This window comes from Acinetobacter sp. YH12205, from assembly GCF_013418125.1.
GTDB lineage: Bacteria > Pseudomonadota > Gammaproteobacteria > Pseudomonadales > Moraxellaceae > Acinetobacter > Acinetobacter towneri.
Genome location: NZ_VPCQ01000005.1, coordinates 1 through 26494, shown reverse-complemented (window position 1 = coordinate 26494; position 26494 = coordinate 1). Strand labels below are relative to the sequence as shown.

At 41.6% G+C, this 26494-nt stretch carries 20 protein-coding genes and 1 rRNA gene; 8 read left to right on the top strand and 13 right to left on the bottom strand.

Translation table 11 applies throughout. From position 1 onward, the window contains the following. The first annotated feature begins 103 nt into the window (after positions 1-103). The gene (locus FTU92_RS07940) at positions 104-484 is read left to right on the top strand and encodes a hypothetical protein (protein WP_180051991.1); all 381 of its coding nucleotides are present in this window, start codon (positions 104-106) and stop codon (positions 482-484) included. A 99-nt stretch (positions 485-583) separates the two neighbouring features. Here the strand turns inward: FTU92_RS07940 and FTU92_RS07935 are convergent, their stop codons facing one another. Both FTU92_RS07935 and parC read right to left on the bottom strand, forming a co-directional pair. After that, positions 584-2260 (bottom strand): AMP-binding protein, encoded by a 1677-nt coding sequence (locus tag FTU92_RS07935; protein WP_180044236.1) that lies wholly within the window; start codon positions 2258-2260, stop codon positions 584-586. Between the two features lie 148 nt (positions 2261-2408). Continuing rightward, on the bottom strand, positions 2409-4628 hold the full coding sequence (gene parC, locus FTU92_RS07930; RefSeq protein ID WP_179991338.1) for a DNA topoisomerase IV subunit A: 2220 nt from the start codon (positions 4626-4628) through the stop codon (positions 2409-2411). 329 nt (positions 4629-4957) lie between these two features. Between parC and FTU92_RS07925 the strand changes: the two genes are divergently transcribed. Continuing rightward, the gene (locus tag FTU92_RS07925) at positions 4958-6694 is read left to right on the top strand and encodes a hypothetical protein (RefSeq protein ID WP_180096059.1); all 1737 of its coding nucleotides are present in this window, start codon (positions 4958-4960) and stop codon (positions 6692-6694) included. A 67-nt stretch (positions 6695-6761) separates the two neighbouring features. Here FTU92_RS07925 and FTU92_RS07920 read toward each other — a convergent pair whose 3' ends face one another. The 5 genes from FTU92_RS07920 to FTU92_RS07900 all read right to left on the bottom strand — a co-directional run bounded on the left by FTU92_RS07920 (position 6762) and on the right by FTU92_RS07900 (position 11349). Further along, a complete protein-coding gene (locus FTU92_RS07920; protein WP_180096057.1) occupies positions 6762-8081 on the bottom strand; it encodes an MFS transporter in 1320 nt (439 codons plus the stop codon). Between the two features lie 156 nt (positions 8082-8237). Continuing rightward, positions 8238-8882 (bottom strand): trimeric intracellular cation channel family protein, encoded by a 645-nt coding sequence (locus FTU92_RS07915; RefSeq protein ID WP_004975638.1) that lies wholly within the window; start codon positions 8880-8882, stop codon positions 8238-8240. 65 nt (positions 8883-8947) lie between these two features. Then, the gene (locus FTU92_RS07910; RefSeq protein ID WP_180096055.1) at positions 8948-9415 is read right to left on the bottom strand and encodes a YchJ family protein; all 468 of its coding nucleotides are present in this window, start codon (positions 9413-9415) and stop codon (positions 8948-8950) included. A 141-nt stretch (positions 9416-9556) separates the two neighbouring features. Next, positions 9557-11140, bottom strand: coding sequence for a TerC family protein (locus tag FTU92_RS07905; RefSeq protein WP_178318297.1), 1584 nt, complete (start codon positions 11138-11140; stop codon positions 9557-9559). Next, positions 11137-11349: a hypothetical protein gene (locus FTU92_RS07900; RefSeq protein WP_165492541.1), complete on the bottom strand. Its 213-nt coding sequence runs from the start codon at positions 11347-11349 to the stop codon at positions 11137-11139. The genes FTU92_RS07905 and FTU92_RS07900 overlap by 4 nt, the downstream gene beginning before the upstream one ends. 124 nt (positions 11350-11473) lie before the next feature. On the opposite strand from FTU92_RS07900, the gene FTU92_RS07895 reads away from it, so the two are divergent. Then, positions 11474-12094 carry a TIGR00730 family Rossman fold protein gene (locus FTU92_RS07895; protein ID WP_096902251.1) on the top strand — a complete coding sequence of 207 codons (621 nt, stop codon included), beginning with the start codon at positions 11474-11476 and terminating at the stop codon, positions 12092-12094. A gap of 151 nt (positions 12095-12245) precedes the next feature. On the opposite strand, the gene FTU92_RS07890 is transcribed toward FTU92_RS07895, so the two are convergent. After that, complete coding sequence (locus tag FTU92_RS07890; RefSeq protein ID WP_179989004.1) at positions 12246-14132, bottom strand: choice-of-anchor I family protein; 1887 nt, start codon at positions 14130-14132, stop codon at positions 12246-12248. Between the two features lie 183 nt (positions 14133-14315). Here FTU92_RS07890 and mdtD point away from each other — a divergent pair, with 183 nt between their 5' ends. From mdtD to FTU92_RS07865, 5 genes are all read left to right on the top strand, one after another. After that, on the top strand, positions 14316-15707 hold the full coding sequence (mdtD, locus tag FTU92_RS07885; protein ID WP_180062050.1) for a multidrug transporter subunit MdtD: 1392 nt from the start codon (positions 14316-14318) through the stop codon (positions 15705-15707). A gap of 79 nt (positions 15708-15786) precedes the next feature. Continuing rightward, positions 15787-16578 (top strand): GH25 family lysozyme, encoded by a 792-nt coding sequence (locus FTU92_RS07880; RefSeq protein ID WP_180096053.1) that lies wholly within the window; start codon positions 15787-15789, stop codon positions 16576-16578. A gap of 34 nt (positions 16579-16612) precedes the next feature. After that, positions 16613-17623, top strand: a complete 1011-nt coding sequence (locus FTU92_RS07875; RefSeq protein WP_004975617.1) for an MBL fold metallo-hydrolase — start codon at positions 16613-16615, stop codon at positions 17621-17623. Positions 17624-17668: 45 nt separating this feature from the next. Next, a complete protein-coding gene (gene dinB / locus FTU92_RS07870) occupies positions 17669-18724 on the top strand; it encodes a DNA polymerase IV (protein WP_154321163.1) in 1056 nt (351 codons plus the stop codon). A gap of 462 nt (positions 18725-19186) precedes the next feature. Continuing rightward, positions 19187-19558: a RidA family protein gene (locus FTU92_RS07865; protein ID WP_104852890.1), complete on the top strand. Its 372-nt coding sequence runs from the start codon at positions 19187-19189 to the stop codon at positions 19556-19558. A gap of 97 nt (positions 19559-19655) precedes the next feature. Here the strand turns inward: FTU92_RS07865 and FTU92_RS07860 are convergent, their stop codons facing one another. From FTU92_RS07860 to rrf, 5 genes are all read right to left on the bottom strand, one after another. Further along, positions 19656-20198: a DUF2726 domain-containing protein gene (locus FTU92_RS07860; RefSeq protein WP_131261667.1), complete on the bottom strand. Its 543-nt coding sequence runs from the start codon at positions 20196-20198 to the stop codon at positions 19656-19658. 344 nt (positions 20199-20542) lie between these two features. Then, a complete protein-coding gene (locus FTU92_RS07855) occupies positions 20543-22915 on the bottom strand; it encodes a YgiQ family radical SAM protein (protein ID WP_180060467.1) in 2373 nt (790 codons plus the stop codon). Between the two features lie 194 nt (positions 22916-23109). Then, positions 23110-24318: an MFS transporter gene (locus tag FTU92_RS07850; RefSeq protein WP_179989619.1), complete on the bottom strand. Its 1209-nt coding sequence runs from the start codon at positions 24316-24318 to the stop codon at positions 23110-23112. A 423-nt stretch (positions 24319-24741) separates the two neighbouring features. After that, complete coding sequence (locus FTU92_RS07845; protein WP_096902259.1) at positions 24742-26091, bottom strand: MFS transporter; 1350 nt, start codon at positions 26089-26091, stop codon at positions 24742-24744. A gap of 284 nt (positions 26092-26375) precedes the next feature. Continuing rightward, positions 26376-26490, bottom strand: a 5S ribosomal RNA gene (gene rrf, locus FTU92_RS07840). Positions 26491-26494 lie beyond the last annotated feature (4 nt).

The following is a 26494-nucleotide window of genomic DNA, read 5'->3' as shown; positions in this document are numbered from 1 at the left end:
AATTTTTTCTCATAAACTGTATTGAGAACTTATCATAACATGGCATTTCTTGAATAAATTTTGTTAAATAGCATGTTTTAAGCAATTATATAAAGGATCCATTATGGTCAGCCCAGATCAAAAGGAAATGTTAGATGTACTTGAAAAGCAGCGCCAACATCAACTGCGAGTGGATCGTGTTTTAAAAATTGTGTTGCCTATTGTGGCATTTTTATTGATGGTAATTTGCGCCAACATGAACGTATGGTCGACCATTTTTACCTTCATTGTGCTTTGGGTGGCATTTTATGCAGTGGGGATTAAGCGCTTACCACTCTGGCACTGGATTATTGTGATTGTGGTGTATTGCTTAATTGATAATATTTTAAGTTATGGCAGTTTTAATCAATCAGGTTTTAGCCGCCAATTTGGTGCGATGTTTATTTTCTTGGGTATTGTGGGTGTTGGGCGTCGTTACTTTGACCGTTGGCTGATGAAAGAGTAATACTTTTGCCTTTGTTGAACAAGAAACAATCTATTTTCTATAGCATATAAAAAACGCCCCTGAAGTTTCAGGGGCACTTTTATTTCAGAGCAGAATGAATTACGCAGTTTTACGCAAATCTTTACGCAAGATTTTACCTACGTTTGATTTTGGCAATTCATCCATAAACTCCACATAACGTGGGCGTTTATAGCCAGTTAAGTTCTCTTTAGCGAATGCTAATACTTCTTCAGTGGTCAATGATGGATCTTTTTTCACCACAAATAGTTTTGGCACTTCACCTGATTTTTCATCTGGCACACCAATTGCTGCTACTTCCAAGACTTTCGGATGCTTCGCAATGACTTCTTCAATTTCAGATGGATAAACGTTAAAGCCTGATACCAAAATCATGTCTTTTTTACGGTCTACAATTTTCACATAGCCGCGTGAATCCATGACACCAATGTCACCTGTACGGAAGAAACCATTAATCATCACTTTATCGGTTTCATCTGGACGGTTCCAATAGCCTTTCATGACTTGTGGACCACGGATTGAAATTTCACCTTGCTCACCCAGTGCAACTTCATTGCCATCATCATCCAAAATAGCCACTTCAGTTAATGGCAATGGAATACCGATTGTGCCACTAAATTCGTCAGATGCAGGCGGGTTTGCCGTTGCAACTGGTGAAGTTTCAGACAAGCCATAACCTTCAATAATGTTGGTGCCTGTCACTTTTTTCCATGCTTCAGCAGTCGATGGTAATACGGCCATACCCCCGCCCATCGCCATTTTCAATTTGCTGTGATCAAGCTGTTTAAACTCTTCATTGTTCACGAGCGCATTGAATAAAGTATTCACCGCAGGGAAGAAAGTTGGTTGATATTTACGTAATTCTTTCATCACCGCAGGTAAGTCACGCGGGTTTGGAATCAATACGTTTGCCTGACCTTTGTACATGCCGTAAAGCGCACACACCATGAATGCAAAGATGTGATACAGCGGCAATGCACAGAAAATACGGTCATCTGGCTGACCATCTTGTGCACCGAATTTACTCTGGAAAATACCATCACATTGCAGCATGTTTGCCACAAGGTTGCGGTGTGTTAATTCTGCACCCTTAGATACACCTGTTGTACCACCCGTGTATTGCAACACAGCCGTATCACTTAAAGTTAAGCTTGGGCGTTTGTAGTTGCTTGGGCTTACTTTAGACATTGCTGCGTTAAATTTAACGTGACCCGGAATGTTCCATGCAGGAATTTGCTTACGCACTGAACGTAAAACAAAATTCACCAACGTGCCTTTTAATGCACCTAGCATATCGCCCACAGAAGCAACAACAACATGCTTCACAGGAGTTTTACCAATAATCGCCTGATAAACGGATGCAAAGTTTTCAATAATCACTAAAACTTCAGAACCAGAGTCATTTAATTGATGCTCTAACTCACGCGAAGTATAAAGTGGATTCACGTTCACCAAAACTAAACCTGCGCGGAACACCCCCAGTGCAACCACAGGATATTGAAGTACGTTCGGCATCATCACCGCAACACGCGAGCCAGGTGCCAAACCTAAACTTTGTAAATAAGTTGCAAATTTACGGCTAGCTTCTTCTAGTTCACTAAAGCTTAAAACCTTATCCATAAAGATAAAGGCATCACGTGAACCAAATTTTTGGAAATTACGTTCAAAAATGTCTACGAGTGACGTATTTTCTGCAGGCAGTTCTACAGTTTCTGGAATCCCTGTCTTTTGGTATTCAGCAAACCAAATCTTTTCCATAATGCCAATTTCTCCAATCAATAATCCTTAGTTTTAAACTGTTTTTCTCAATACAGGACGTCGTTCTTTGCTTGTTTATGTCCCGTATTGCATCCATTTTCACGAATACAAACCATATATAACGTATTTTGCTTAAAAAACGCTAGTATTATCTTTGAATTAACAGTTTATTTGCTTTTTGGTAACCGCGTGGTAAGAGCTGACCTTTCGTGCCGCGCTTCGCCACATACTTCAGCAAATCGTCGCCTTTGAGTTTGAGTTGTTGCTGTCCTGCAAATACTTGAATTGCTTCATCTAAATTTAAAGGTAACATAGACACCAACTGATCTTTTTCTTCAAGTTGTATCAATTTATTACCTTTACCTTTGTTCAAAATTGGCAATTCTGACAGTTCAATCACCAGTAAACGCCCTGCTGAACTGAGCAGTGCAACATGACTCGCGTGTTCAATCATTTGCAAATTCATCACTGTCGATTGTTCAGGCAAAGACAGGAATGCTTTACCTGCTTTGGCATTGGTATCTAGCTGTTTGGCCTGTGTTTTAAAACCATAACCTTTACTGCTGGCTGCTAAAATTTCAGCTTCATCATCGGCAATTAGTAATTGTTTAAAGCCAACGCCACTGGCAGGAGCGAGTTTTGAACTTAATGGTTCTCCCAAGCCACGTGCCGAAGGCAAGCTATTAATTGGCAACGCATAACTGCGTCCCGTATCATCTAAAATATAAACGCGCTGATTGGATTTGCCTTGTGCATGACTGAGATATTGATCACCCGCACGGAAGTTTAGATTTTCCGCATCGACCTCATGCCCTTTGGCACAACGAATCCAGCCTGCTTCAGACAACACCACCGTCACAGGGTCGGCAGGTAGCATATCTTGTTCATTAATTGCAGTCGCTTCGGCACGCAATACAATTGGTGAACGACGATCATCACCAAACTTTTTCGCGTCTTCTTTCAACTCACTGATAATTAAATTTTTCAATGATTCAGGATTCGCCAATTGTTCACGAATAATGGCAGCGCGTGCTTCTAATTCTTCTTGTTCACGACGAATTTCCATTTCTTCAAGCTTAGCCAAATGACGCAGCTTTAATTCCAAAATGGCTTCAGCCTGAATTTCATCAATACCAAAATGCGCCATCAACTCGGCTTTAGGATGATCTTCTTCACGAATAATCCGAATCACGGTATCAATATCTAAATAGGCAATCAGCAAACCTGCCAAAATGTGCAGTCGCTTTTCGATTTTATTAAGATGATATTGCAAACGACGTGTGACGGTATTTTTACGAATCTCAATCCATTCCAGCAAAATACGACGAATCGATTTCACCTGCGGACGACCATCTGCGCCAATCATGTTCATATTGACACGATAGCTCGATTCTAAATCAGTCGTGGCAAACAAGTGACTCATCACCGCTTCAGCATCAATACGGTTGGAACGCAGTACAATCACCAAACGGGTTGGGTTTTGATGGTCTGATTCATCACGCACATCGCTCACCAACGGCAGTTTTTTCGCCTGCATCTGATCAGCAATTTGGGTAATGATTTTTGAACCCGAAACCTGATACGGCAATTCTGTGATCACGATTTCATTTTTTTCAATGCTGTACACCGCACGCATACGGTAACTACCGCGACCTGTACTTTGCATTTTCAGCAATTCTTCAGGCGGGGTAATAATTTCAGCTTTGGTTGGTAAGTCAGGCGCAGGAATATATTCTGCAACTTTTTCATCGGTTAAATTTGGGTTGCGAATCAGGGCAATTGTGCCTTTCACCACTTCTCGCAAGTTATGCGGTGGAATATCGGTCGCCATCCCTACTGCAATACCGGTGGTGCCATTCAGCAAAATATTCGGTACACGCGCAGGCAAATTGACAGGTTCTTTTAATGAGCCATCAAAGTTATCTTGCCAATCACAAGTACCTTGCCCCAATTCAGCCAAAAGTACTTCACTATATTGCGATAGTTTGGCTTCGGTATAACGCATGGCGGCAAAGGATTTAGGATCATCGGGTGACCCCCAGTTGCCCTGTCCTTCAATAAATGGATAACGATAACTGAACGGCTGCGCCATCAACACCATAGCCTCATAACAAGCATAATCACCATGCGGATGGTATTTACCCAATACATCCCCCACGGTACGTGCCGATTTTTTCGGTTTGCCACTGTGTTTGAGTCCAAGCTCACTCATGGCGTACACAATACGGCGTTGTACAGGTTTCAAACCATCGCTGATATGGGGTAATGCACGATCCATAATCACGTACATGGCATAGTTAAGGTATGCACGTTCAGTAAATTCTGCTACGGAACGGTTTTCTGTTGCATGATGCGCGAGGCTTGTCATAAAACCTGTCGTCCTAAATCACTTGTTTTTGTATCAATCGGCTTATGCTATGCCGCAGCAGCATCCTGCACAAGAGTTAGTAGGAATGCTCTGCGACAATTTGTGTCTTATGCCGTAAAAATATTCATTTTATAAAAAACAGCAATATAAAATTATAACGAGTCATTCTATGAGGGTCTATTGACACGTTACAAATGTTTGAAACAATACTTATTACATAAAAATTCCTTTATTTTTATCAATGTAAATGCTGTTTTTGTGATATAAAACACACTGCAGTTTTTTATTTAAAGTTTAAATTTATTGTAACGGTTCTTTTGGATTTCGCTATGCAGACCTATATTCCTTATCAGCTTCGGGTAAAGTTAAAACAAATTGATCCTATTCTTGATAATAAATGGCAGCAGCAGCTAAACGCAATTCTTTCCGCCACACCTAAAGAACTGCATGAAAAAATAGAAGAACGATACTTAAAACCCAAAAATATTCACTGGAATTATCTTACAGCAACCTTTGAATTTCATGGTTACATCCGTCTGCAAGACATTCCACAGTACACACAGCATCCAGAATTATTACAACTCGCCAAAAACGTACAAAGTAGCTTTGACTATTTAGAAACCTACCAAACCGACTTTCAAATCGCCGATTTTCTAGAAACGGTGATTCATGAAATGAATCAAATTGAATTACATGAGCCACAGGATATTCAAGCCCAACTTTTACTCAAAAAAGCGTTTTTATATGATGCTGCTTTAATTATTCGTGATTTAGACTTCAGCGTTACAACTAACCATCGCAATCTAGATCAAGCACAAATTCGTAGTTTTATCTTTGAAGTGTTTATGAAAAGTGAAATTTTGGGCAATTGGTTTGCTTATATTTTACCAAGTGAATATGCACAACAAAAACCATCAATTTTTCAGGATTACTTTGTTCATGAACTGCATGTTCGTGACTTTGAAATTATCGATGCTACAGATTACTATTTTATTGTAAGTAGTTCCTACGACAGCCGTGTATCTGCTTATTCCATTCGACGCTTTTTAACAGAAGAAAACTTTGGCGTAGAAAATAAATTCTATATTAGTGGTTTAGTTCTTGATCCGAAAAAGTTAGATCAAATTGATTATATTGAAAATTTTAAACAGCAAATGACACAAATTATCGGCATTCAACGTCAAATGAATCCGCATATTGTGGAGTTGATTGAATCTTTACACCTATATAAGCAAGAGCAACTTTTACCACAAATGAAAAAAGTGGTGGATATTCAAGGTTTTTCTACAGATTATTTAGTCAAAGAGCATTTAGATTGCTTAGAAAAAGACCTTTGCTTGCAAGTGCTTGAACCATTTGCAAGAGGTTTAAAACAAAGTGTGCAACAGTCTGATGAATTAGAGTTTTGTTATTTAAATCTGAAACGTTTAATGACTGAACTCTTACATCAGTTTGAAGCTTTATCTCAAGAACCCATGTTGCAATTTAATCCCTACGCCCGCAGCTTTAAATATCGTTTGATTGCATATTTGCATTTATTGGTGCAGCGTCGCGCAGAAGTTTTTGTGCTCTTTGAAGATGAATATCACTATCAACGACATTTAAATGCGGTAATCGCCCCTGTTCAAAAGATCAGAGAGCATGTGAATGCTGCGATTGAACAGAGCCGCAATATACAACAACAAATACGTAGTCTCGAACGAGAAATTCAAACAAATGAAAAAGCGGGATTTTTTAAACGTTTGCTGAAAAAATCTGAAAATAATCAGGTGAAAATAGAGAAGCTAAAAAAGAGCCTAATTTATATTCAAGATCGCTGTTATATTGGAATTATTAGTATTCAAAAACAGGCAAACCAACAAAGTGTTTATTTAGAAGCCAAGAATCTCATTAGCAGAATTGACCCTAAAATCCGTCACTATGCTTTTGCCAATGGTGAAAATGGTATAACACGCTTACCATTATTGTTACAACTTCCTGAAGATCGGCATAGTTTTAACATGCAAAATATCTCCTTGGCTTTAAATCAGGAATTCGTCCTGACTGCTAAACCTTGGAGCCAGTAAGCGTAAATCCCTCAAGCAGGTTTACGCTGACTGTCATTTCAAGTTGGAAGATGGATTTATTTTAAGCTTACAAACCCATCGACTCTAAAGTTCTGCCTTTGGTTTCTTCACCCAACACCACAATCACCAAGGCAACGGCCAATAAAACCGCTGTAAACATCATAAAGACATAACTAAAGCCATTTTGCATAACCATCATGTGTGTGACCACCATCGGGGCGATAATACCGCCCATGCGTCCAATGGCCGAGGCCCAACCTGAGCCAAAAGCACGAATATTGGTTGGATATTGTTCAGGAGTATAAGTGTATAGCACACCCCATGCGCCCAAGTTGAAGAACGACATCAAACAACCCCAGAACATGATCATCGCTACACTGTCGGCCTGACCAAAGAAATAAGCCGATACGGCACACATGCCAATAAAACCAGCTAGTGTGGCTTTGCGCCCTAATTTTTCGACCAGCCAAGCAGCTGCAATATAACCGGGCAATTGCGCCAAAATCATGCCCAACACATATTCAAATGACTGTACGATGCTGTAGCCTTGCTGCACCAACAGACTAGGCAACCAAGTGAAAATGCCATAATAGGAATAGACAATGCCAAACCAAATCAGCCACAGCATTAAACTACGGCGTGCAAATGGCCCCGACCACAGTTGGGTAAAAGAGATATGCTGTTTAGCGGCAACAGGCTGAACTTCAATCTGTTCAATGACTTCTACCCCACATTGACGCTCAAACTTTTGTACCAGTGCATGTGCTTCGGCAATACGACCACGATTGATCAGATATGGGATAGATTCAGGGACTTTTTTCCAGATAACCAAGGCATATAAGGCAGGCAAACCACCGATTAAAAATGCTGTATGCCAATCAAATTTTGGAATCACAAAATAAGAAACCAATGCCGCACATAACCACCCCAAGCCCCAAAAACTTTCCAGCAATACAATAAAACGCCCACGCACATGCGCAGGAATGTATTCACTGACCAAAGTCACCGCTACGGGAAGCTGCCCGCCCAAACCTAAACCGACAATAAAGCGAAAGACCAGTAACCAAGTTAAATTCGGTGCAAAGGCACAAGCGGCAGTAGCTAGACTGTAAATCACCAAGGTGGTGGCAAATACAGTTTTACGTCCAATTTTATCGGCCAGACCACCTGAAAAGACTGCCCCAATGGCCATTCCGACAAAACCAATCGACACCACCATGCCTTTTTCGGCAGGGGTCATGCTCCAGTCTTCTGCCATTTTTGCCAAAATAAAGGAGATCAGTCCTGTATCCATGGCATCAAACATCCAGCCCAGACCAATCACCACCAGTAGGCTATAGTGGAATTTTCCAATGGGTAGACGTTGCACACGCGAAACTAAATCCATAACACACTCTTTAAGTTGGCTAAAAGGATATGGGCTAAAACACAACTGCTGTTGTATTTTTATACTATGAATTGACAGGATGTGGATAGCATTAAAAAACCGATCTGGTGATCGGTTCGCTTCTATTTAGATATTCAATACAATTCTTATAACCAATTAGGTTTCATCTTTAGAGGATGCTGAATGTTCATCATCGTCCTGATAAATAAATTTAGGCATTTCTAAGCCAAAATAAATCGCAATCAAACGCAAAGTAAAACCAAAAACAAGTGTTGAGATCACGGTCAATTCAAGCGACAAACCGATTTCGATACACAACCAATAGCAAATCACGGACACAAAAGAAATACTGGCATATAGCTCACGGCGGAACACTAAAGGCACATCGTTACACAGAATATCACGCAGAATCCCACCTGACACACCTGTTAAGACGCCTGCAACGGCAGACACCACAAAGCCATGCCCCATTTCCAAAGCAATTTGACAACCAATAATAGTGAAGCCAATTAAGCCTAAAGCATCGAGCACCAAGAAAATGGAACGTAAATGACGCATCCATTTGGCAATTAAAATGGTGATAAAAGCTGCAATACAGGTCAGCACCAAATATTCAGGATGTTTGACCCAAGTCAGCGGATAATGCCCCAACAATACATCTCGCACCGAACCACCGCCCAATGCGGTGACACAGGCAATTAAGGTGACACCAAACCAGTCCATGCTGCGACGCCCTGCAGACAATGCGCCTGTCATCGCTTCTGCGGTAATCGCGATTAAGTAAATGACCAACAACAACATGGACTTGCCCTTCTTTCACTAGGCCAATAGATGCGCGTTATAATAAGCGAAAAACCAAGATAAAGTTATAAAAATTGCGCACAACATTGCTTAAATTTTTTACCCGAACCACAAATACACGGCTGTTTCATGGTCGGCTGTTGCCCTGTGGTCGGATCTAGAAAATACCAGCGTGCCTGATGTTGCACAAAATGGGAAATTTCATGGTGAATTTGCGCCTGCTTAGCATCATGGTAATGGGCTTTAAATTCAACTTGGGCATGGCTTTTATCTAACTTTTCATTGCTATTCAGCACTTCGAGCTTTAACCATTGATTCGACTTGCTCCAATCTGCAATTGCGCCAACATCCAGACTTGCCTGTTGTCCTAGCGCAGTGGTTTGCACAATATAATCAATTTGTTGTAAGGCAAAAGCGCTATAGCGTGAACGCATGAGTTGGCTCGCGGTTTCTGCATATGCCTGCCCCACGTGTAAAGGTTGGCAGCAGTATTGATAATCGCCTTGCCCGCACGGACATGCCAAGTGATGCATAGAAAATTCCCGAAATTTAAATCAATAATAGGGTCTGTTGACACTTCGTCTATATTTACAATGGCAACAGCCCCAAAACAGCCTGACAATGCAGGCTATTTTAGCGGAAGCACAAGACTGAAATGCAGTTTGGCGTTCAGTTTATGATGCGCTTGAAGATTCCTGCTGAATCAAATGCACTTTTTCAATTTTATGTCCATCCATGGTCACAATTTCAAAAACATAACCATCGGAAAGCAATTTCTCACCATTTTCAGGCAAACGTCCCAAATGGAATAAAATATAGCCTGATAAAGTTGAATATTGCTCGCTTTCATCCACCAAATCACGACCTAATAATAAAGATACGTGGCGAATATCAATGGAACCATCTAGCAATAATGTGCCATCTTCCAAACTTTCAGCACTGGCTTCGAGTGCATCTTCATCTGGGAATTCACCTGCAATTGCTTCCAGAATATCAATGGGTGTGGCAACGCCTTCAATCGAGCCGTATTCATTCAGCACAATCGCCATTTGCAGCGGTGCTTGACGCAATTGCTCCATCACCATCAAAACTTGGGCATTTTCATGCACAATTACGGGTTCACGCAAATGTGTTTCAAAGTCCAGTACACCTGTTTCAATGTATTGATTCATAACTTTATGGGTTAAGACAATGCCTGAAATATTGTCCAGTTCACCACGTGCCACAATCACTCGTGAATGGGTCATACTTAATAATTGGCTGCGAATTGAAGCATCATCTTCGTCTAAATCAATCCATTCCAATTCAGGGCGTGGCGTCATCACCGACTTTACAGGACGCTCAGATAAGCCCAACACTCCTTGTACCATCACGCTGTGATAGACGCCATTTTCAGCATCAAAGACTTCATCGGCAAAGGCACGGGTAGCTAAAACATCTTCATTGATATGACTGCTTTCTGCCGTATTTTGACTTTTGCCACCTAACATCCGCATCACAGCCGAAGCAGTACGGTAGCGCAAATCGGTGGTGGTCACGGTTTTTTCCTGATTTCTGCGGATGGTTTGGTTCAGGAATTCAATCATCACCGAGAAACCGATGGCGGCATATAAATAGCCTTTTGGAATGTGATAACCAAAACCTTCCACCACCAATGAGAAACCAATCATCATCAGGAAGCACAGGCATAGAATCACCACGGTAGGATGCTTATTGACAAAGTCCATGAGCGCCTTAGACGCCCACAACATAATGCCTATCGCAATGATCACCGCAATCATCATGACCGATAAATGCTGCACCATGCCCACAGCGGTAATTACGCTGTCGAGTGAGAACACCGCATCTAGCACCACAATCTGCACAATCACCATCCAGAAAGTCGCGTGCACAGGGTTTTCTTCTTTTAGTGCTGGTTTGCCTTCAATGCGTTCGCGCAGTTCCATGGTGCCTTTAAACAACAGGAACACACCACCAAACAGTAAAATCAGGTCACGTCCAGAGAAAGGATGTTCAAAAATATGAAACAGTGGTTGGGTCAGAGTGACGACCCACGCGATAGAGGCGAGTAAAATCAGGCGCATCCCCAAGGCGAGAAGCAAGCCCACCACCCGTGCCGTATTGCGTTGTTCTGGCGGTAACTTTTCTGCCAAAATGGCAATAAACACCAAGTTATCAATGCCTAATACAATTTCGAGTACGATCAGGGTCAATAACCCAACCCACGCAGCGGGGTCAGACATCCATTCAAAGATCATGCACTCTTCTCCTGAATATCATGGGTCAAACGTGCCACACGGCGATGACACTGAAAAGATAAGTTTGCTTGCTCTGGTTGGCACAGCATGTAATTTAAAAATATTCGTTCGGTGCGACTACTGCCACTGTCCATGACGATTCTATAGTTGTCAGACAAGCTTTGAGTATAGGAAAGTTTGCGCTCAGATTCATCCCCTTTTTGCGACATCATCCACGCCAATGCAGCACTTTCACAAATCTTTGCAAATTGAACACTGCATACTGACGGGTTTGTCATATTTGAGTACTAAGCTAGAGCCAACAAAAAGAACATGCTATGGTGAAGAAAATAAATGAATAGCGAATTAAGAATGACCCAATATATCAATAATCCATCTCCTCAAACCTCTCAACCTTTGGTGGCACTGTACTGTGGTTCGCGCTCTGGCAATAACCCGATTTATCAGGAAAAAGCAGTACAACTGGCAAGAAAACTAGCCGAGCAAGGCTTTGGTATGGTCTACGGCGGCGCGAGTATTGGATTAATGGGTTTGGTTGCTGACACCGTTGTGCAACATGGTGGGCAAGCGGTGGGAGTAATTCCTGAATTTATGCTGGATTATGAAATTGCCCACAGTAATTTAACCGAATTACACGTAGTAAAAAGCATGCATGAGCGTAAGGCGATGATGGCAGATCGTGCCAGTGCCTTTGTGGCGTTACCAGGTGGCTTGGGTACTTTTGAAGAAATTTTGGAAATTGCCACTTGGGGGCAATTGAATCAGCACCAAAAACCGATGATTTTATATAATGTGAATGGCTTTTATGATGCGCTGATTCAGCAATTAGATCATGCGGTACACGAAGGTTTTTTACCACCACAGCACCGCGCTAAACTGATCGTGTGTAACCACTCCCACAAAATTATTAATGCCTTAAAGAATTTGGATTCTCCACGTCATTTTGTAGGTTGAACTTCTTTAGGTGCATGAAATAGCAATAAAAATGAAAGTGAAAGCGAGTCGGTGACTCGCTTTTTTTAATTCACTGTTCATTGGTTTTTACAGCACAAAAAAGAGAACACCAAAGTGCCCTCTTTAATAGATTTCTAATTTTGCAATGCTGTTAGTTAAGCTTGATTTGGTAGACGGCAGTAGTTCCACTGACTTCATTACCCACAACTAACAGTGGCTTGCCGTTAGGCGAGTCTTTGGCTGCAATAAAGATCAAACCTTCGGGACCGAGATTTGAATTTTCAACGGTAACCTCATTACCTTCTGCATCGAAAGATGTACGGGTTTCACCAAACTTACGATCATTAAAATACTCAACAAAAGATGCTTGTGTCGGTTGGGTAATGTCGTACACCATAATGCCACCCATACGCTCCAACCCAATAAAGGCAAAAGTTTTTTGACCAATTTTACCTAAAGCAATGCCTTCAGGCTCAGGGCCTTTATTGTCACTACGATCATCTATACTTAATTTTTCATGATTGGTATTAAAGTATTCTGGAAATAATTCAGCAGCTTTACGTTCAAAGTCATTTTTTGAGTCCCAAACAATTTTTTTGGTTTTAGGATCTACAATACTGAACGAGCGGCCACCATAAGCATATAGTTTGTCATAGGTCATGAAACCATCGCTGTCTAGCACAGGCTCACCATTTGTATCTTTCTTGTAACCTTGCGTCCAAGTAATCGTCAAACGACCCAATTGTGAATCTTTAATTAAATTATCTGCACAAACTTCATTGGCATCTGTAGTGGTACATGCTTTAAATACGTTTGAATCAAGCTTTGCGCCTTTAACCCCTGACTTTAATAGACGTAAATGCGCTGCATAATCGCCATTGGTACTGAAGCCTTTATTATTGAATAAGTGTTTAACACGAATTTCTTCTGCATAACCCTGAGTTATTTCATCCGTACCAAAATATAAGTCTTCATCAACCAACCATTCACGCGCATCACCTTCATTGGCAGTGACCAAGTAGCTTTGTCCATTGGCTTGATATTGCGCAATTGCATCTGGCATATACATGCCATATAAGCCTGGCCAAGCTTGAATATTAATCATCCCCTCATTTTTAGCACAGGCTGTAATCGTTTTACCGTTATAGTCTTGCTTACCAACAACACAATCACGATCACCTGCATCTAAAGCATTTGCAGCTAAGCCAAAGTTTTTATAACCCAATGGGAAAATATCGACCACTTGGTCTTGAATCAAATCAATTACAGCAATAGCATTGTTTTCTTGTAGACTTGCCCAAGCAGTTTTACCATCGTCACTCACCGCAATATATTCAGGCTCTAAATCTTGTGCGACAGTCGCATTTGGCCCAAAAATACGCACGCCCGCATCAAGCAATTCCTGCTTACGTGTATTCCATGCCTGAAAATCTGCAGTTTTTACAGTAGGCTTGTTGATGTCAGTTAGATTAATAATACTGATTGAACCTTCTGGATCAATCTTATAACCTTCATTTGGCTCACCTTCATTGGCAACCAAGACTTTTTTGCCATCTGGAGTAAAAGTCAACATATCAGGCAATGCACCGACTTCAACTTTGCTGATAAAGCTCAGGTCTTTGGCTTTAAAAAATGCCACGATGCCTTTATCAGTTTTAGGTGTTGCCTGAACAGCTAAAGCGACAATACCTTGATGTACCGCAACACTATTGACTTCAGAATTCGCCAAATGAGTCTTGGCATCCAAGCTGTTCAGCTTAACAGGTGCACTTGGGTTGCTTAAATCCAGTACATCGACCACGCCATTTTTCGCATTGACTACAAATAAACGTTTACTTTCAGCATCATAAGCAGAAATTTCCGCAGCACTCGCACCAAAAACTTGTGCATCGTATTCCCCTAAACGCTCCAAACTAATTGTTGTAGGTGTTGCTTCAACAACTTCTTCTTTTACAGGAATAGGATCATTATTATCATTACAGCCCACCATCCCCACAGACAATAAAGCCAACATTAATGCAGAAATTTGCGTTTTCATAAATTACTCATCATTTTTCTAAATGCACCCAACTTACAAACTCAAAGTGAATAATCGGTGACAAATAGATGACAATTTCATTGCATTTCCTTGAATTTTCAAACACTTTTCATGTTTTTATAGATGCAGTCCGCTAGATTGCAAAATGGTTTAAACTAGACCAAATGTCCATTTTGCCGAGTTATGAACCAAACACCGACCCATCAAGCCCTGCATCCTGAATACCGTCTTTTGGTATTTCTGGTTTCAATTGGCTTTTTTATGCAGGCGCTCGACACCACCATTGTGAATACAGCAATCCCTGCAATGGCGAATAGCCTGCAGGAAGACCCGCTGCGGATGCACAGTGTTGTGGTGGCGTATGTGCTCTCGGTGGCAGCGTGTATTCCATTAAGTGGATGGTTGGCAGATCGTTTTGGGGTACGCAATACCTATTTTGCAGCGATTATCATTTTTACCCTTGCCTCTTTGGGTTGTGCTGCAGCAGCGAGTCTGAATGAATTACTGTTTTATCGGGTGATTCAAGGTATTGGTGGCGCATTGCTCTTGCCTGTCGGGCGCTTGGCGATGTTAAAAATCATTCCACGTACCCAGTTTTTATCTGCCATGAGCCTGATGAGTCTGGCAGGGTTGATTGGCCCCTTAATTGGCCCAACGCTGGGTGGCTGGTTGGTCGAAGTCGCCACGTGGCACTGGATTTTCCTGATCAACATTCCTATGGGCATCTTGGGCTGTTGGATTTGTATTAAAGCCATGCCGAATGTGACTGAAACTGAAGTTAAAAACTTTGATTTTCTCGGGTTTATCCTATTAGTTGTGGCGATGGCGGGCTTATCTTTAGGCATCGAAAATTTTGCCAATCCACAATATAACCTGCTTTGGAATTTTGCGTTAATCTTGGCTGGTGGTATTGCTGCAGCATGCTATGCTCGCCATGCTCACACCCATCAAAATGCCTTATTTCGCAGTGATTTATTTAAAAATCGCTTATATGCGATTGGTATTTTAGGTAACTTTTTTGCCCGCTTCGGGGGCAATGCCATGCCTTTTATCATGCCAATCATGCTGCAGGTGGCTTTTGGTTTTGAACCATTTATCACAGGTTTGATGATGATTCCAACTGTGCTTGGTTCTTTGGTATCTAAACCAATTATTCGGCCTTTAATTCAACGTTTTGGCTATCGGCAGTTTTTACTGACCAATACGTTATTGGTCGGGGCGTGTATTGCTAGTTTTGCGCTGACCACTGCTGAAACTGCGACTTGGTTACGTGCCTTGCATTTTTTTATATTTGGGGTGCTTAATTCATTGCAGTTTGTGGGTATGAATACCTTTACACTCAAAGATTTACCTCAACAAGATGCCAGCAGCGGCAATAGTTTTTTATCCATGATTATGATGCTGTCGATGAGTATTGGCGTGGCATTGGCAGGTACTTTGGTGAATATGTTTAGTGCCTATTACGGCGCAGGACAGTTAGTCAGTGCCTTTCATGCCACTTTAATTTGTTTGGGTGTATTAAATATTTTGGCATTTTTAGTGTTTTGGAATATCCCCAAACACACGGCTGTTTAAAACGCCATTACCGAAAGCGCATGGTGCTACACCGCACTGCGCGTTATGATATGACTTTGCTCCGCGAAGCTTTTTCAACATGCGCAAACCACCAAATCGAGCTAAAAACTCAGCTTTTACACCGCACTATCGTATGACCATTGCGGTGCTTGGCAGTGCTGTTTTGGCGGTTTTATTGTATTTGGATGTGTTGCGCCAACAACCTGCGGCAGCCGAAGAATATCCAATTCAAGGCTTTGACGTGTCACATCATCAAGGCGATGTTCAGTGGCAAAAAATTTCCCCACAAAAATATGCCTTTGTCTATTTAAAAGCCACCGAAGGAGGCGATTTTAAAGATCGTAAATTTCAGGATAACTGGCTCAAAGCCCGTGAACATGGCTTTTTGGTCGGCGCCTATCATTTTTATCGCTTATGCCGTGATGGAGCAATTCAGGCAGAAAACTTTATTGCGACTGTTCCAAAAAAATCTGACAGTTTGCCACCTGTAATTGACTTAGAATATGACAGCAACTGCATCAACACTTACACCAAAGAACAGTTACTGCGCGAAATTCAAATCATGCATGATGCGCTATATCAACATTATGAAAAACAACCGATTTTTTATGTATCTAAAGCCTTTTACAATATGGTATTAACTGAAAGCTTTAAGCAAACACCACTTTGGGTCAGAGAATATCAGGGTAAACCACAACTGGCAGGTCAGCCAAAATGGTTATTTTGGCAACATACCAATCAGGGTCAAATAAAAGGTATTCACACCCCAGTCGACCTAAATGTTTTTTATGGCAATAGCAAACAATGGCAGCATTTTTTAACAGACAACGCAATTCAACCCACAAGACTTGAACCGAACCAGAAAAAATAACAAGATAGCTGCATCACAATAAAAAAGTACCGTCATGAAAATTATGAAAGGGCTGCTTTGGGCTGCGCTTACGCTCAGCATTTGTGCAGGATTCGCACTGCTTTACCTATTACAACCCGCAGGCAAACTAGAACAATTTTCCGCATGGCAATATTCAACAAAAACCGCAAATGCCAACTTAAAAGTACATTATTTTGGCGTATCTACCCTATTGTTTGATGATGGTGAAAACCAAATTCTGATTGATGGATTTTTTAGTCGCCCCTCTCTTGCACAAGTCATGTGGAACAAGTTAGACAGCCAACCAGCCTTATTGCACAAGTTGATTCAACAGCATCAATTACAACGCACACGTGCGATTTTGATCACCCATTCGCATTATGATCACACGCTAGATTTGCCATTTTTGGCGCAGCAACTCAAACACAGTCAAATCATCGGTTCAGAAAGTAGTTTGAACATTGCCCGTGGTGCCGCAATTCCTGAATCTCGATTAAGCCTTGTCAATCCTGCCCAACCAATACAGATTGGAAAGTTTAAGATTACGGCTATTCCATCACAGCATACCCCTGCCACCGCTGTGAATAATGATTTAGGTGAACAAATTCAACAACCATTGTCCTTACCTGCCCGTTTTTATGAATTTAAAGAAGGCGGCAGTTTTGATTATTACATTCAGCATCCTGAACAGAACATTTTAGTCAAAGCCAGTACAGGCGCGATTTCTAAACAATTACAACACTTGCAGGTAGATACTTTATTTTTAGGGATTGCACAGCTCTCTAAACAATCGGTTGCTTTTCAACAGCATTATTTAGATGAAACTGTGGGAACGTTGCGCCCTCGTGTCGTGATTCCAATTCATTGGGATAATTTTTTCCAGCCTTTAGCGCGCCCTTTAGAGTTTTTGCCCCGCATTGCCGACCATAGCCCACGGAGTTTACAGCGTTTGATCGACTATGCAGAACAGCAATCGACACAGGTGATTTTGCTGAATAGCAACACGCCTTATCCGCTTGCTCCGATGCTACAACCGACTTCCTAAACATGCGATACTGTTGAAATCTAAACGCTTCATCTAGTTTGTGCCATGCGGAAAATCATTCATATTGATATGGATGCCTTTTATGCCTCTGTTGAGCTGCGCAGTCGTCCTGAATTGCAGCATTTACCTGTGGTGATTGCTTCGCATCATCCTCGTGCTGTGATTGCCGCGGCATCCTATCCTGCGCGTGAGTTTGGTTTACGTTCTGCCATGTCGATGGCACAAGCCCGCAAACGCTGCCCGCAGGTGGTGGTACTCGAACCCAATTTTGCACTCTATCGTGAGGTTTCCACACAAATTCATCAGATTTTTCAGCGTTATACACCACTTATTGAACCCTTGTCTTTAGATGAAGCTTATTTAGATGTCACCGAAAATTTACAAGGTATTCCAAGCGCAACTGAAGTCGCAATGCGGATTCGGGCAGATATTTTTCAAAGTACAGGTTTAACGGCCTCGGCAGGTGTCGCACCGAATAAATTTTTAGCCAAAATTGCTTCGGACTGGCATAAACCCAATGGCATTTGCGTGATTAAACCCAGTCAAGTGCAGCAGTTTATTCAGGACTTACCCTTAAAGAAAATTCCAGGCGTAGGTAAAGTCACGCAGGAAAAATTAAAAAGCTTGAATTTAAATACCTTAGGCGATTTGCAACACATTGAAGAAAACCTGTTGATTCATCATTTTGGCAAATATGGAAAACGCCTGTTTTTATTTGCCCAAGGGATTGATGAACGTCCTGTGCAGGCAGAACGTGAGCGCCAGCAAATTTCCAAAGAAATCACCTTTGATGATGACTTAAACTTAGCCGAATGTGCAGCTTACTGGTCTAGCTTGATTGATCAGGTTTGGCATAGTTTAGTGAAAAAACAATATGTTGCACGTGGCGTATCGGCCAAATTGAAACTCAAAAATTTTCAGGTCTTACAACATAGCAAAAGTTTTAAACAGCCACTTGAGAGCAAAAACGATCTTGAAAAAGTCCTGCAACTTTTGCTTCACGAAATGCATATTCCCGCACAGGATCAATTCCGTTTAATTGGGGTCGGTCTGTATCAACTCAGCTCTGCCGATGAACAAGCACAACTGTCTTTACTGTAAATATCACGACTCGTAAATATCACGGATTTTAAAGCGGTAAACTTCCCGCTCTACATAAAACATACCTAGCCAATACTTGCCGATGAATACTAAAGCTATTTTTGTATAAATTTCAGCCAAAAGAATAAAAATAAGACAATTTACCCTTCACAGTTGTGCTTTTTAGAGTAATCTATGCGCGCGATGTATTTATCCGTACATACGCTGAGATGTCAAAAATCACCATTACTTTTGGCATACTTGTCCTGTGATTGGCGTGACGATCAAATCCGAAGATTACAGGACAACTCTGCGCTTGGCACTTCGCCGCTTTGATACACCGTCTCTCTTTTCCTCGTATTTTCCATTCAACTACTTTTTATTTTAAGTAGACTGCTGCCTGCATATTTTCCACGTGCTTGCCTGCCTCTATAATACCTCACGCTTTTTATACCCAATCGCTTGGCGCGAGGATCACACCCAATGGCTGTTCAACGTCTACATATCCAAAAACGTTATTCTGAAATTGCAATTTCGGGAAATTTAGTCCATTTGGCAGGGCAACTGGCAGAAGACACACAACAAGATATTGAGGGGCAAACCCAACAAACACTTGCCCTGATTGATCGTTTATTGGCAGATGCGGGTACAGATAAAAGCCACATCATGTCGGTAATGATTTTTCTAAAAGACATTGAGCGCGATTATGCCGCAATGAATCAAGTTTGGGATGCTTGGGTGGCAGATATACAAACTTTACCGCGTACCTGCGTAGAAGCCAAGTTATATCATCCTGACGTTTTAGTTGAGATGACTGTGGTTGCAGTCAAACCTGAAGAGCAACCCAACGTATAACAGATGTGATTGGATCAGGAACATACCCAAAAAAATCAGCATGTCATGGCGACATGCTGATTCATGTTGTCTATCTAGTGATTTTAGCGGCAAGCGTTTAGCCTAATACCTTCACTTTATGGCGTACAGAATGCGCTAAAAAATCATACTTCTTTAAGGCAGTATCCAAATCATCTAAATCTGCATAAGATGACGATGACTGCCCAAAAGCTTCGCGTAATTCGTGATATTCAGGCACATCTTCATAACGCAGCACTTTATAACCCGCCAAACGCAGCAATTCATCTTGGTATTGTGCATTGCGGCTACGTTTCAACATCAACAAATCATCTAAAGCCACAATTGCAACAACTTGATGATTGGCATCCAACACCACAAAATCGGCAATCATATTGCGGTATTTATGTCGAGTACGTGAAAATTTCGTGGTCAGCAAGGCATCAAAAGACACATGCGCCAAGATGATATGTTGAGGTAAAATTTCCTGCAAACGTGTATACGTCAGCTGTTCATTTAAGTTAAAAATTGCACGTTGCTTTAGTGCACTGTCCTGAGGTTTTTCTCTATTTTCCAAGCCCTTAACCGCCATCAAGAGAAAGAAAATCAGTATCAAAACCCCAATCAAAATATAAATGGTCATTATTCAATCCTTAAAATCATTTTTATAGTTGTTTCGGCTTCATGCCGATTTTTTCATCAAATCAGTATATAACACGCTTTTATATTTAAACGTTCCATTTAAGAAACTACATGAAACATTGACAAAACCATCATAGAAACAGAAATTTTGTTTCACAAGCCCGCCTTTTGTCTAAGTGCTGTAGCATCTAAGCGTGTTTTTATCATTAGATACGAATACTGTATAGCATGCAAAAAAATAACAAAGCAATGCTTAACAGATTCGATTGTCGGACAATTCCGATGAAATGAAAAGCAAACAAAAAAGGCGCTGCAGCGCCTTTTGATGGATCTTAACTTCAAGTACTAAGCTTTCGATTTTGGCTTAGATTTTTTGTGTGAAAATGGACGTTTTTCACCTGTTTCACGTGGCGGCAAACCTGTGTGCTGAGTCAATATTTGCCCTTTCTTCGGACGATTACTGTTCTGAGCACGATTACCACTTTGCCCCGTACGTTTTTGTGAATCACCCGCGACAGTCGAGTTTTTCTTACGTGCCGTTTGATACTGTCCATCTGTGCCTTGCGGCTGATAGGTTGGAATCAGGTGCTGTTTAGAGTTCCCGATTAAATCTGCACGTCCCATTTCTTTTAAGGCTTCACGCAACAACGGCCAGTTGTTTGGATCATGGTAACGTAAGAAAGCTTTATGCAAACGACGACGTTTTTCGCCTTTGACAATATCCACATTTTCGGTATAACGCGCCACTTTGGCCAGTGGGTTTTTACCTGTGTAATACATGGTCGAAGCGGTCGCCATTGGCGATGGATAGAAAGTCTGTACCTGATCGGCACGGAAACCATTCTTTTTCAGCCACAACGCCAAATTCATCATGTCGTAATCGGTCGTTCCTGGGTGCGCAGCAATAAAGTACGGAATCAGATATTGCTCTTTGCCCGCCTCTTTACTGAAACGATCAAACATTTGTTTAAAACGGTCATACGTACCAATACCTGGTTTCATCATCTTAGATAATGGGCCTTTTTCGGTATGCTCAGGTGCAATTTTTAAATAACCGCCCACATGATGCGTCACCAATTCACGTACATATTCAGGGTTCAACACTGCCAAGTCATAACGTAAACCTGAACCAATCAGAATTTTTTTAATACCTTTCAGTTCACGCGCTTTACGATATAACTGGGTTAAAGGTGCATGATCGGTATGTAAGTTTTGACATACGCCCGGGAATACACAAGAGGGTTTACGACAATTCTTTTCAATTTCAGGGTCTTTACAATGCAAACGGTACATATTTGCAGTCGGGCCACCCAAGTCTGAAATAATGCCAGTAAAGCCAGGCGCAGTATCCCGAATTTTTTCCACTTCACGCAAAATGGATTCTTCAGAACGGTTTTGGATAATTCGTCCTTCGTGTTCGGTAATCGAACAGAAAGTACAGCCACCAAAACAACCACGCATGATATTGACCGAAAACTTGATCATATCAAAAGCAGGGAAACGTGCATTGCCATAAGATGGATGCGGCAAACGTGCATACGGTAAATCGAATACATAGTCCATTTCTTCCGTAGTCAACGGAATAGGCGGTGCATTCAACCACACATCACGTTCACCATGCTTTTGCACCAAAGCACGCGCATTGCCCGGGTTAGTTTCTAAATGCAAAATACGGTTAGCATGCGCATACAGCACAGGATCATTCGCCACTTCCTCAAAAGAAGGCAAACGAATCACTGCCAATTCACGTGGGGGTAATTTGTGTTTAATTGCTTTTGAAGCAGGCTGCAATTGCACAATCTGGGTATCTGCATCTAGCTGATCACCTTCACGCACAATTGGATTGCTGACCACATCTTTCTGGAAATTTTGATATTGCGCGAGGTTGTTGCCCTTATCTTTTTCAATCTCACAACCGTCTAAATCTTCGGTCATCACATAAGGGTTGATGATTGGATCGACACGGCCCACGCTATCTACATCATTAGATGCAATTTCAACAAATTTGGATTTAGACGCACGGTTATGTTTATTGATAATAAATGCTGTACCACGTACATCTGTAATTTCGTGGATTTTTTCACCTTTGGCCAAACGGTGGATCACTTCAATAATCGAACGCTCGCCATTGCCGTACATCAATAAGTCGGCTTTAGAATCCATTAAAATCGAGCGACGAACTTTATCCGACCAATAATCATAATGTGCAATACGACGCAACGAGCCTTCAATCCCGCCAAGTAAAACAGGCACATCTGGAAAGGCTTCACGACAACGCTGACAGTACACCGTAGCTGCACGGTCAGGACGTTTATTCGGCTGATTGTCTGGCGAATAAGCATCATCAGAACGGATTTTACGGTCTGCGGTATAGCGGTTGATCATCGAGTCCATATTGCCTGCGGTGACGCCCCAAGCGATGGTCGGCCTCCCTAAAACCCGAAAAGATTCCACATTGGTCCAGTCTGGCTGGGCGATGATCCCGACACGAAAGCCCTGCGCCTCAAGCACACGACCAATCACGCCCGATACAAAAGAGGGATGATCAATATAAGCATCACCACAAACTAGAATAAAATCGCAGGCATCCCAACCGAGCTGATCCATTTCTTCGCGTGACATCGGCAAAAATGGCGCAGGCTCAAAACATGACGCCCAATATTTGTCATAATCAAACAACGCTTTGGGTGCGGTCTGAGCAGTATAAGCAGTAGACATGGCTTGCAATTCTCGGCTGGGAAGTGGAAGATCAAAAGTCGATCAAAGATGAAAGCCGACTATTTTAGCATGAATTCCATTCATCTTGCTTGATTAAAAAACACACAAAATCAGCAAACTATTTTTATATCCTAAGTTGGTATCTGAATAAGAAAAGCATAAAGGGATAAGCCTAAAGCAATAATCCTGAATGCTTATCGCAGCGCTGTTGGTTTAATCTTTAAACGCCACGCACCATAAAGCGCCACACCCAAGACTGCAGTCATCACCCATGTCAGACCAGACCAGCCCCATTGTTCCCAAATCAGACCGCTACCACTACCGAGCAAACTCGAACCCATGTAGTAACTAAATAAATATAATGATGATCCCACTGCACGATACTGCAGTGCTTGAATCGACACCCAACTACTGGCAGTAGAATGTGCGGCAAAAAAAGCAAAGGTAAATAGCACCAATGCAGCCAATACGACGGCTAAATGTGCAATCGACATCAACCATAATGCGATCAACATTAGGACAATCACCATAGGCAACACACGTTCACGTCCAATACGATTGCCCCAGCTTGCTGCGCGTGGTGAACTGTAAATACCCGCCAAATAGGCAATTGAAATTACCCCAATCCAAACTTGAGAAAGCTCAAATGGTTTAGCCAATAAATAATAGCTAATGTAATTGAAAATACTAACGAAACAGCCCATCAGCAAAAAGCCCTGTAAAAACAGGATTCTTAATTTACGGTCTGCCAAATTGGCAACAAAAGCATCTCTAAACCGCGAGAAGCGAATCGGATACGCTGTAAAATTTTTCGATGCGGGCAGTAACATATAAAAGGTGATTGCAATCAGTAAGTTCAAACTACCAATAATTAAGGTTGCCGCTTGCCAAGAAATAAAATCGACCAAGACCCCAGCAATTAAACGTCCACCCATGCCACCAATGGCCGTACCCGAAATATACAGCCCCATAGCAAAACCAATATCTTGCTGTCGAATTTCTTCACCAATATAGGTCATAGCGACCGCAGCTACACCACTCACAGCAATGCCAATAAAAATTCGTGTGGTTAAAAAGAATGACCAGATTGGAAGTAAGGCACTCAGAATTAATAAAATGGCAGCTAAAAATAAAGCCAAAACCATAATAGGTTTACGCCCAAAACGATCTGAAATAAAACCTGTGAAAAGCAAACCTATCGCCAAAGCCACAGTAGAAAATGACAGCGGGAAACTACTTTGGGTTGGTGTAACCGTAAAAAAATCGGCCAAAATTGGCATCATCGGTTGCACACAGTACAAGGTCGAAAAAGAAGCGAAACCCGCTAGAAACAACGAAAAAAGAATGGCTTTAAACGGCTTAGTACCATACTGAACATGAGATGCTGCAGCTAAATCAGACATATTTACTCCAATCACGCAATCAGTATACGCCTGTTTATGGACAAAAATAAGCTCGGTATTTTATCGTTTGCTCAAAAACAGCGTCAGTATCATTCATCACTTTGTCAGTTTTTGCTTACATGCACTGAAGCAAAATGAGGCTAGGCAGTATTTTGAGCTTACGGTATTCTTTAAAGCATAAGGAGACAGGATGTTTCCCAAACAGAAAACAACAATAATAGGTTTGAGCACCAGGATCGTGAGGTACGACAGGAGTTATACCTAAACACGAAATACAAAGAAACCCCGTCAGGATGATGGGGTTTCTTTTTATCTGTGTCTTGAGTATATAACTTTATCTATCATCACTTTCTATTTACACACCCCATAATCAAAAAGTCCCCAAACAAGGTTGAGGACTTTTGAACTTAGCACATTACAAGTTTAAGCTTTGGCAGCAACTGCTTTGCCTGCTTTAATTTGCTCAGCTTCATCTTCACTCATAATCAAGGCAACCGCAATTGCAGTGATCAACACTGGCAAACCTACTGCCATAAAGTTGAAGTGTGCAGGTAAATTCATACCCAATAAGCCGCCAATTAAAATTGGACCCACAATCGCACCCATACGACCAATGGCAGATGACCAGCCAATACCTGTTGAGCGTACCGCAAGTGGGTAATATTGTGCCACATAGCTATACAACAACATTTGTGAACCAATAGATGCTGCACCCGCCAAGAATACTAAGATGTAAAGCAAGAATTGATTAGATTGGAAGCCCATGAGGCTCATCACCAATGCACCCATGATTCCCAAGAACATCAATACAGGTTTTAAGTGGAAACGGTCTGCTAAAATACCACCACCCACGATACCAACGACTGCACCTACGTTCATCACCATCATGAACATTAAGCTGTTGTCCATAGAATAGCCTGCCGCCATCATCAGTTTTGGCAACCAGCTGCTGAGTGCATACATGGTTAATAGACAAGTAAAGAACGCTAACCAGAACAATAAAGTATTCACTGCACGACCGCGTTTGAACAAGCTCACCACGTTAGCAGCTTCAGGCACACCAACCTGATACAATTCAAAAGTGGTGTCTTCGGTAATTTTTAAATCTGGTGCTAAACGCGCTACGATTGGACGGGCTTGATCTTGCTTATTTTCTTTGACAATAAAGGTTAAAGATTCTGGCAAGAATTTCCAAATCACAGGCAATAAAAACAATGGGATACCCGCAATAAAGAACATGATTTCCCAGCCAAAACTTGGGGTAAACCATGAGCCAAGTAAGGCTGCCATTACACCACCTACAGCATAACCACTAAACATAGTAGTCACTAAGGTGCTACGCATGGTTTTAGGTGCATATTCAGAAGTTAAGGCCACAAGGTTTGGCATTACACCACCAATGCCTAAACCCGCTAAGAAACGTAAAATTGCAAACTCAGTTGGATTAGAAGCAAAGCCACCTGCAAAGGTTAAACCACTAAACAGAACGATACAGATCATGATGACTTTCTTACGACCAATTTTATCGGCCAAAGAACCAAAAATCATCGCACCAAACATCATACCTGCCAATGCAGTACTCGCGAGCATCCCCGCCTGAACAGCACTCAAGCCCCACTCATCCATCAATAAGGGTAAAACGACCCCATTAATTGCCAAGTCATAGCCATCAAATAAAATGATCAGTAGACACCATGCCACGACATTGAAATGAAATGGTTTGAATTTTGCGTGATCGATGACATCATTCACGTTAATTGCTTGATGTGCCATTCCTCACCTCCTGTGAGTTTGTGTTTCAGTAAGCTTGAATAGCAATTTTTACAGTGAAGACTTTCATTTTTATCAGTCATCCATGTCCACTTTTGCCATTCAAGTAGATTGTGTAACTTTCACACAAAACACAAAAAATAAAAATTCAACATTAGTCTAAAACATTTTATTAATTATGGGTTTATTGTTATTTTAAACACAATAAAATGTGATTATTCTTCTTAATATTTTCTTTTCCACATAAAAAAACACCCCCAACGCTAGTTGAGGGTGTTCGAATAATGAGCTGGCGATGACTTACTCTCACATGGGTAACCCCACACTACCATCAGCGCGAAGAGGTTTCACTTCTGAGTTCGGGAAGGGATCAGGTGGTTCACTCTTGCTATGGTCGCCAGCACAA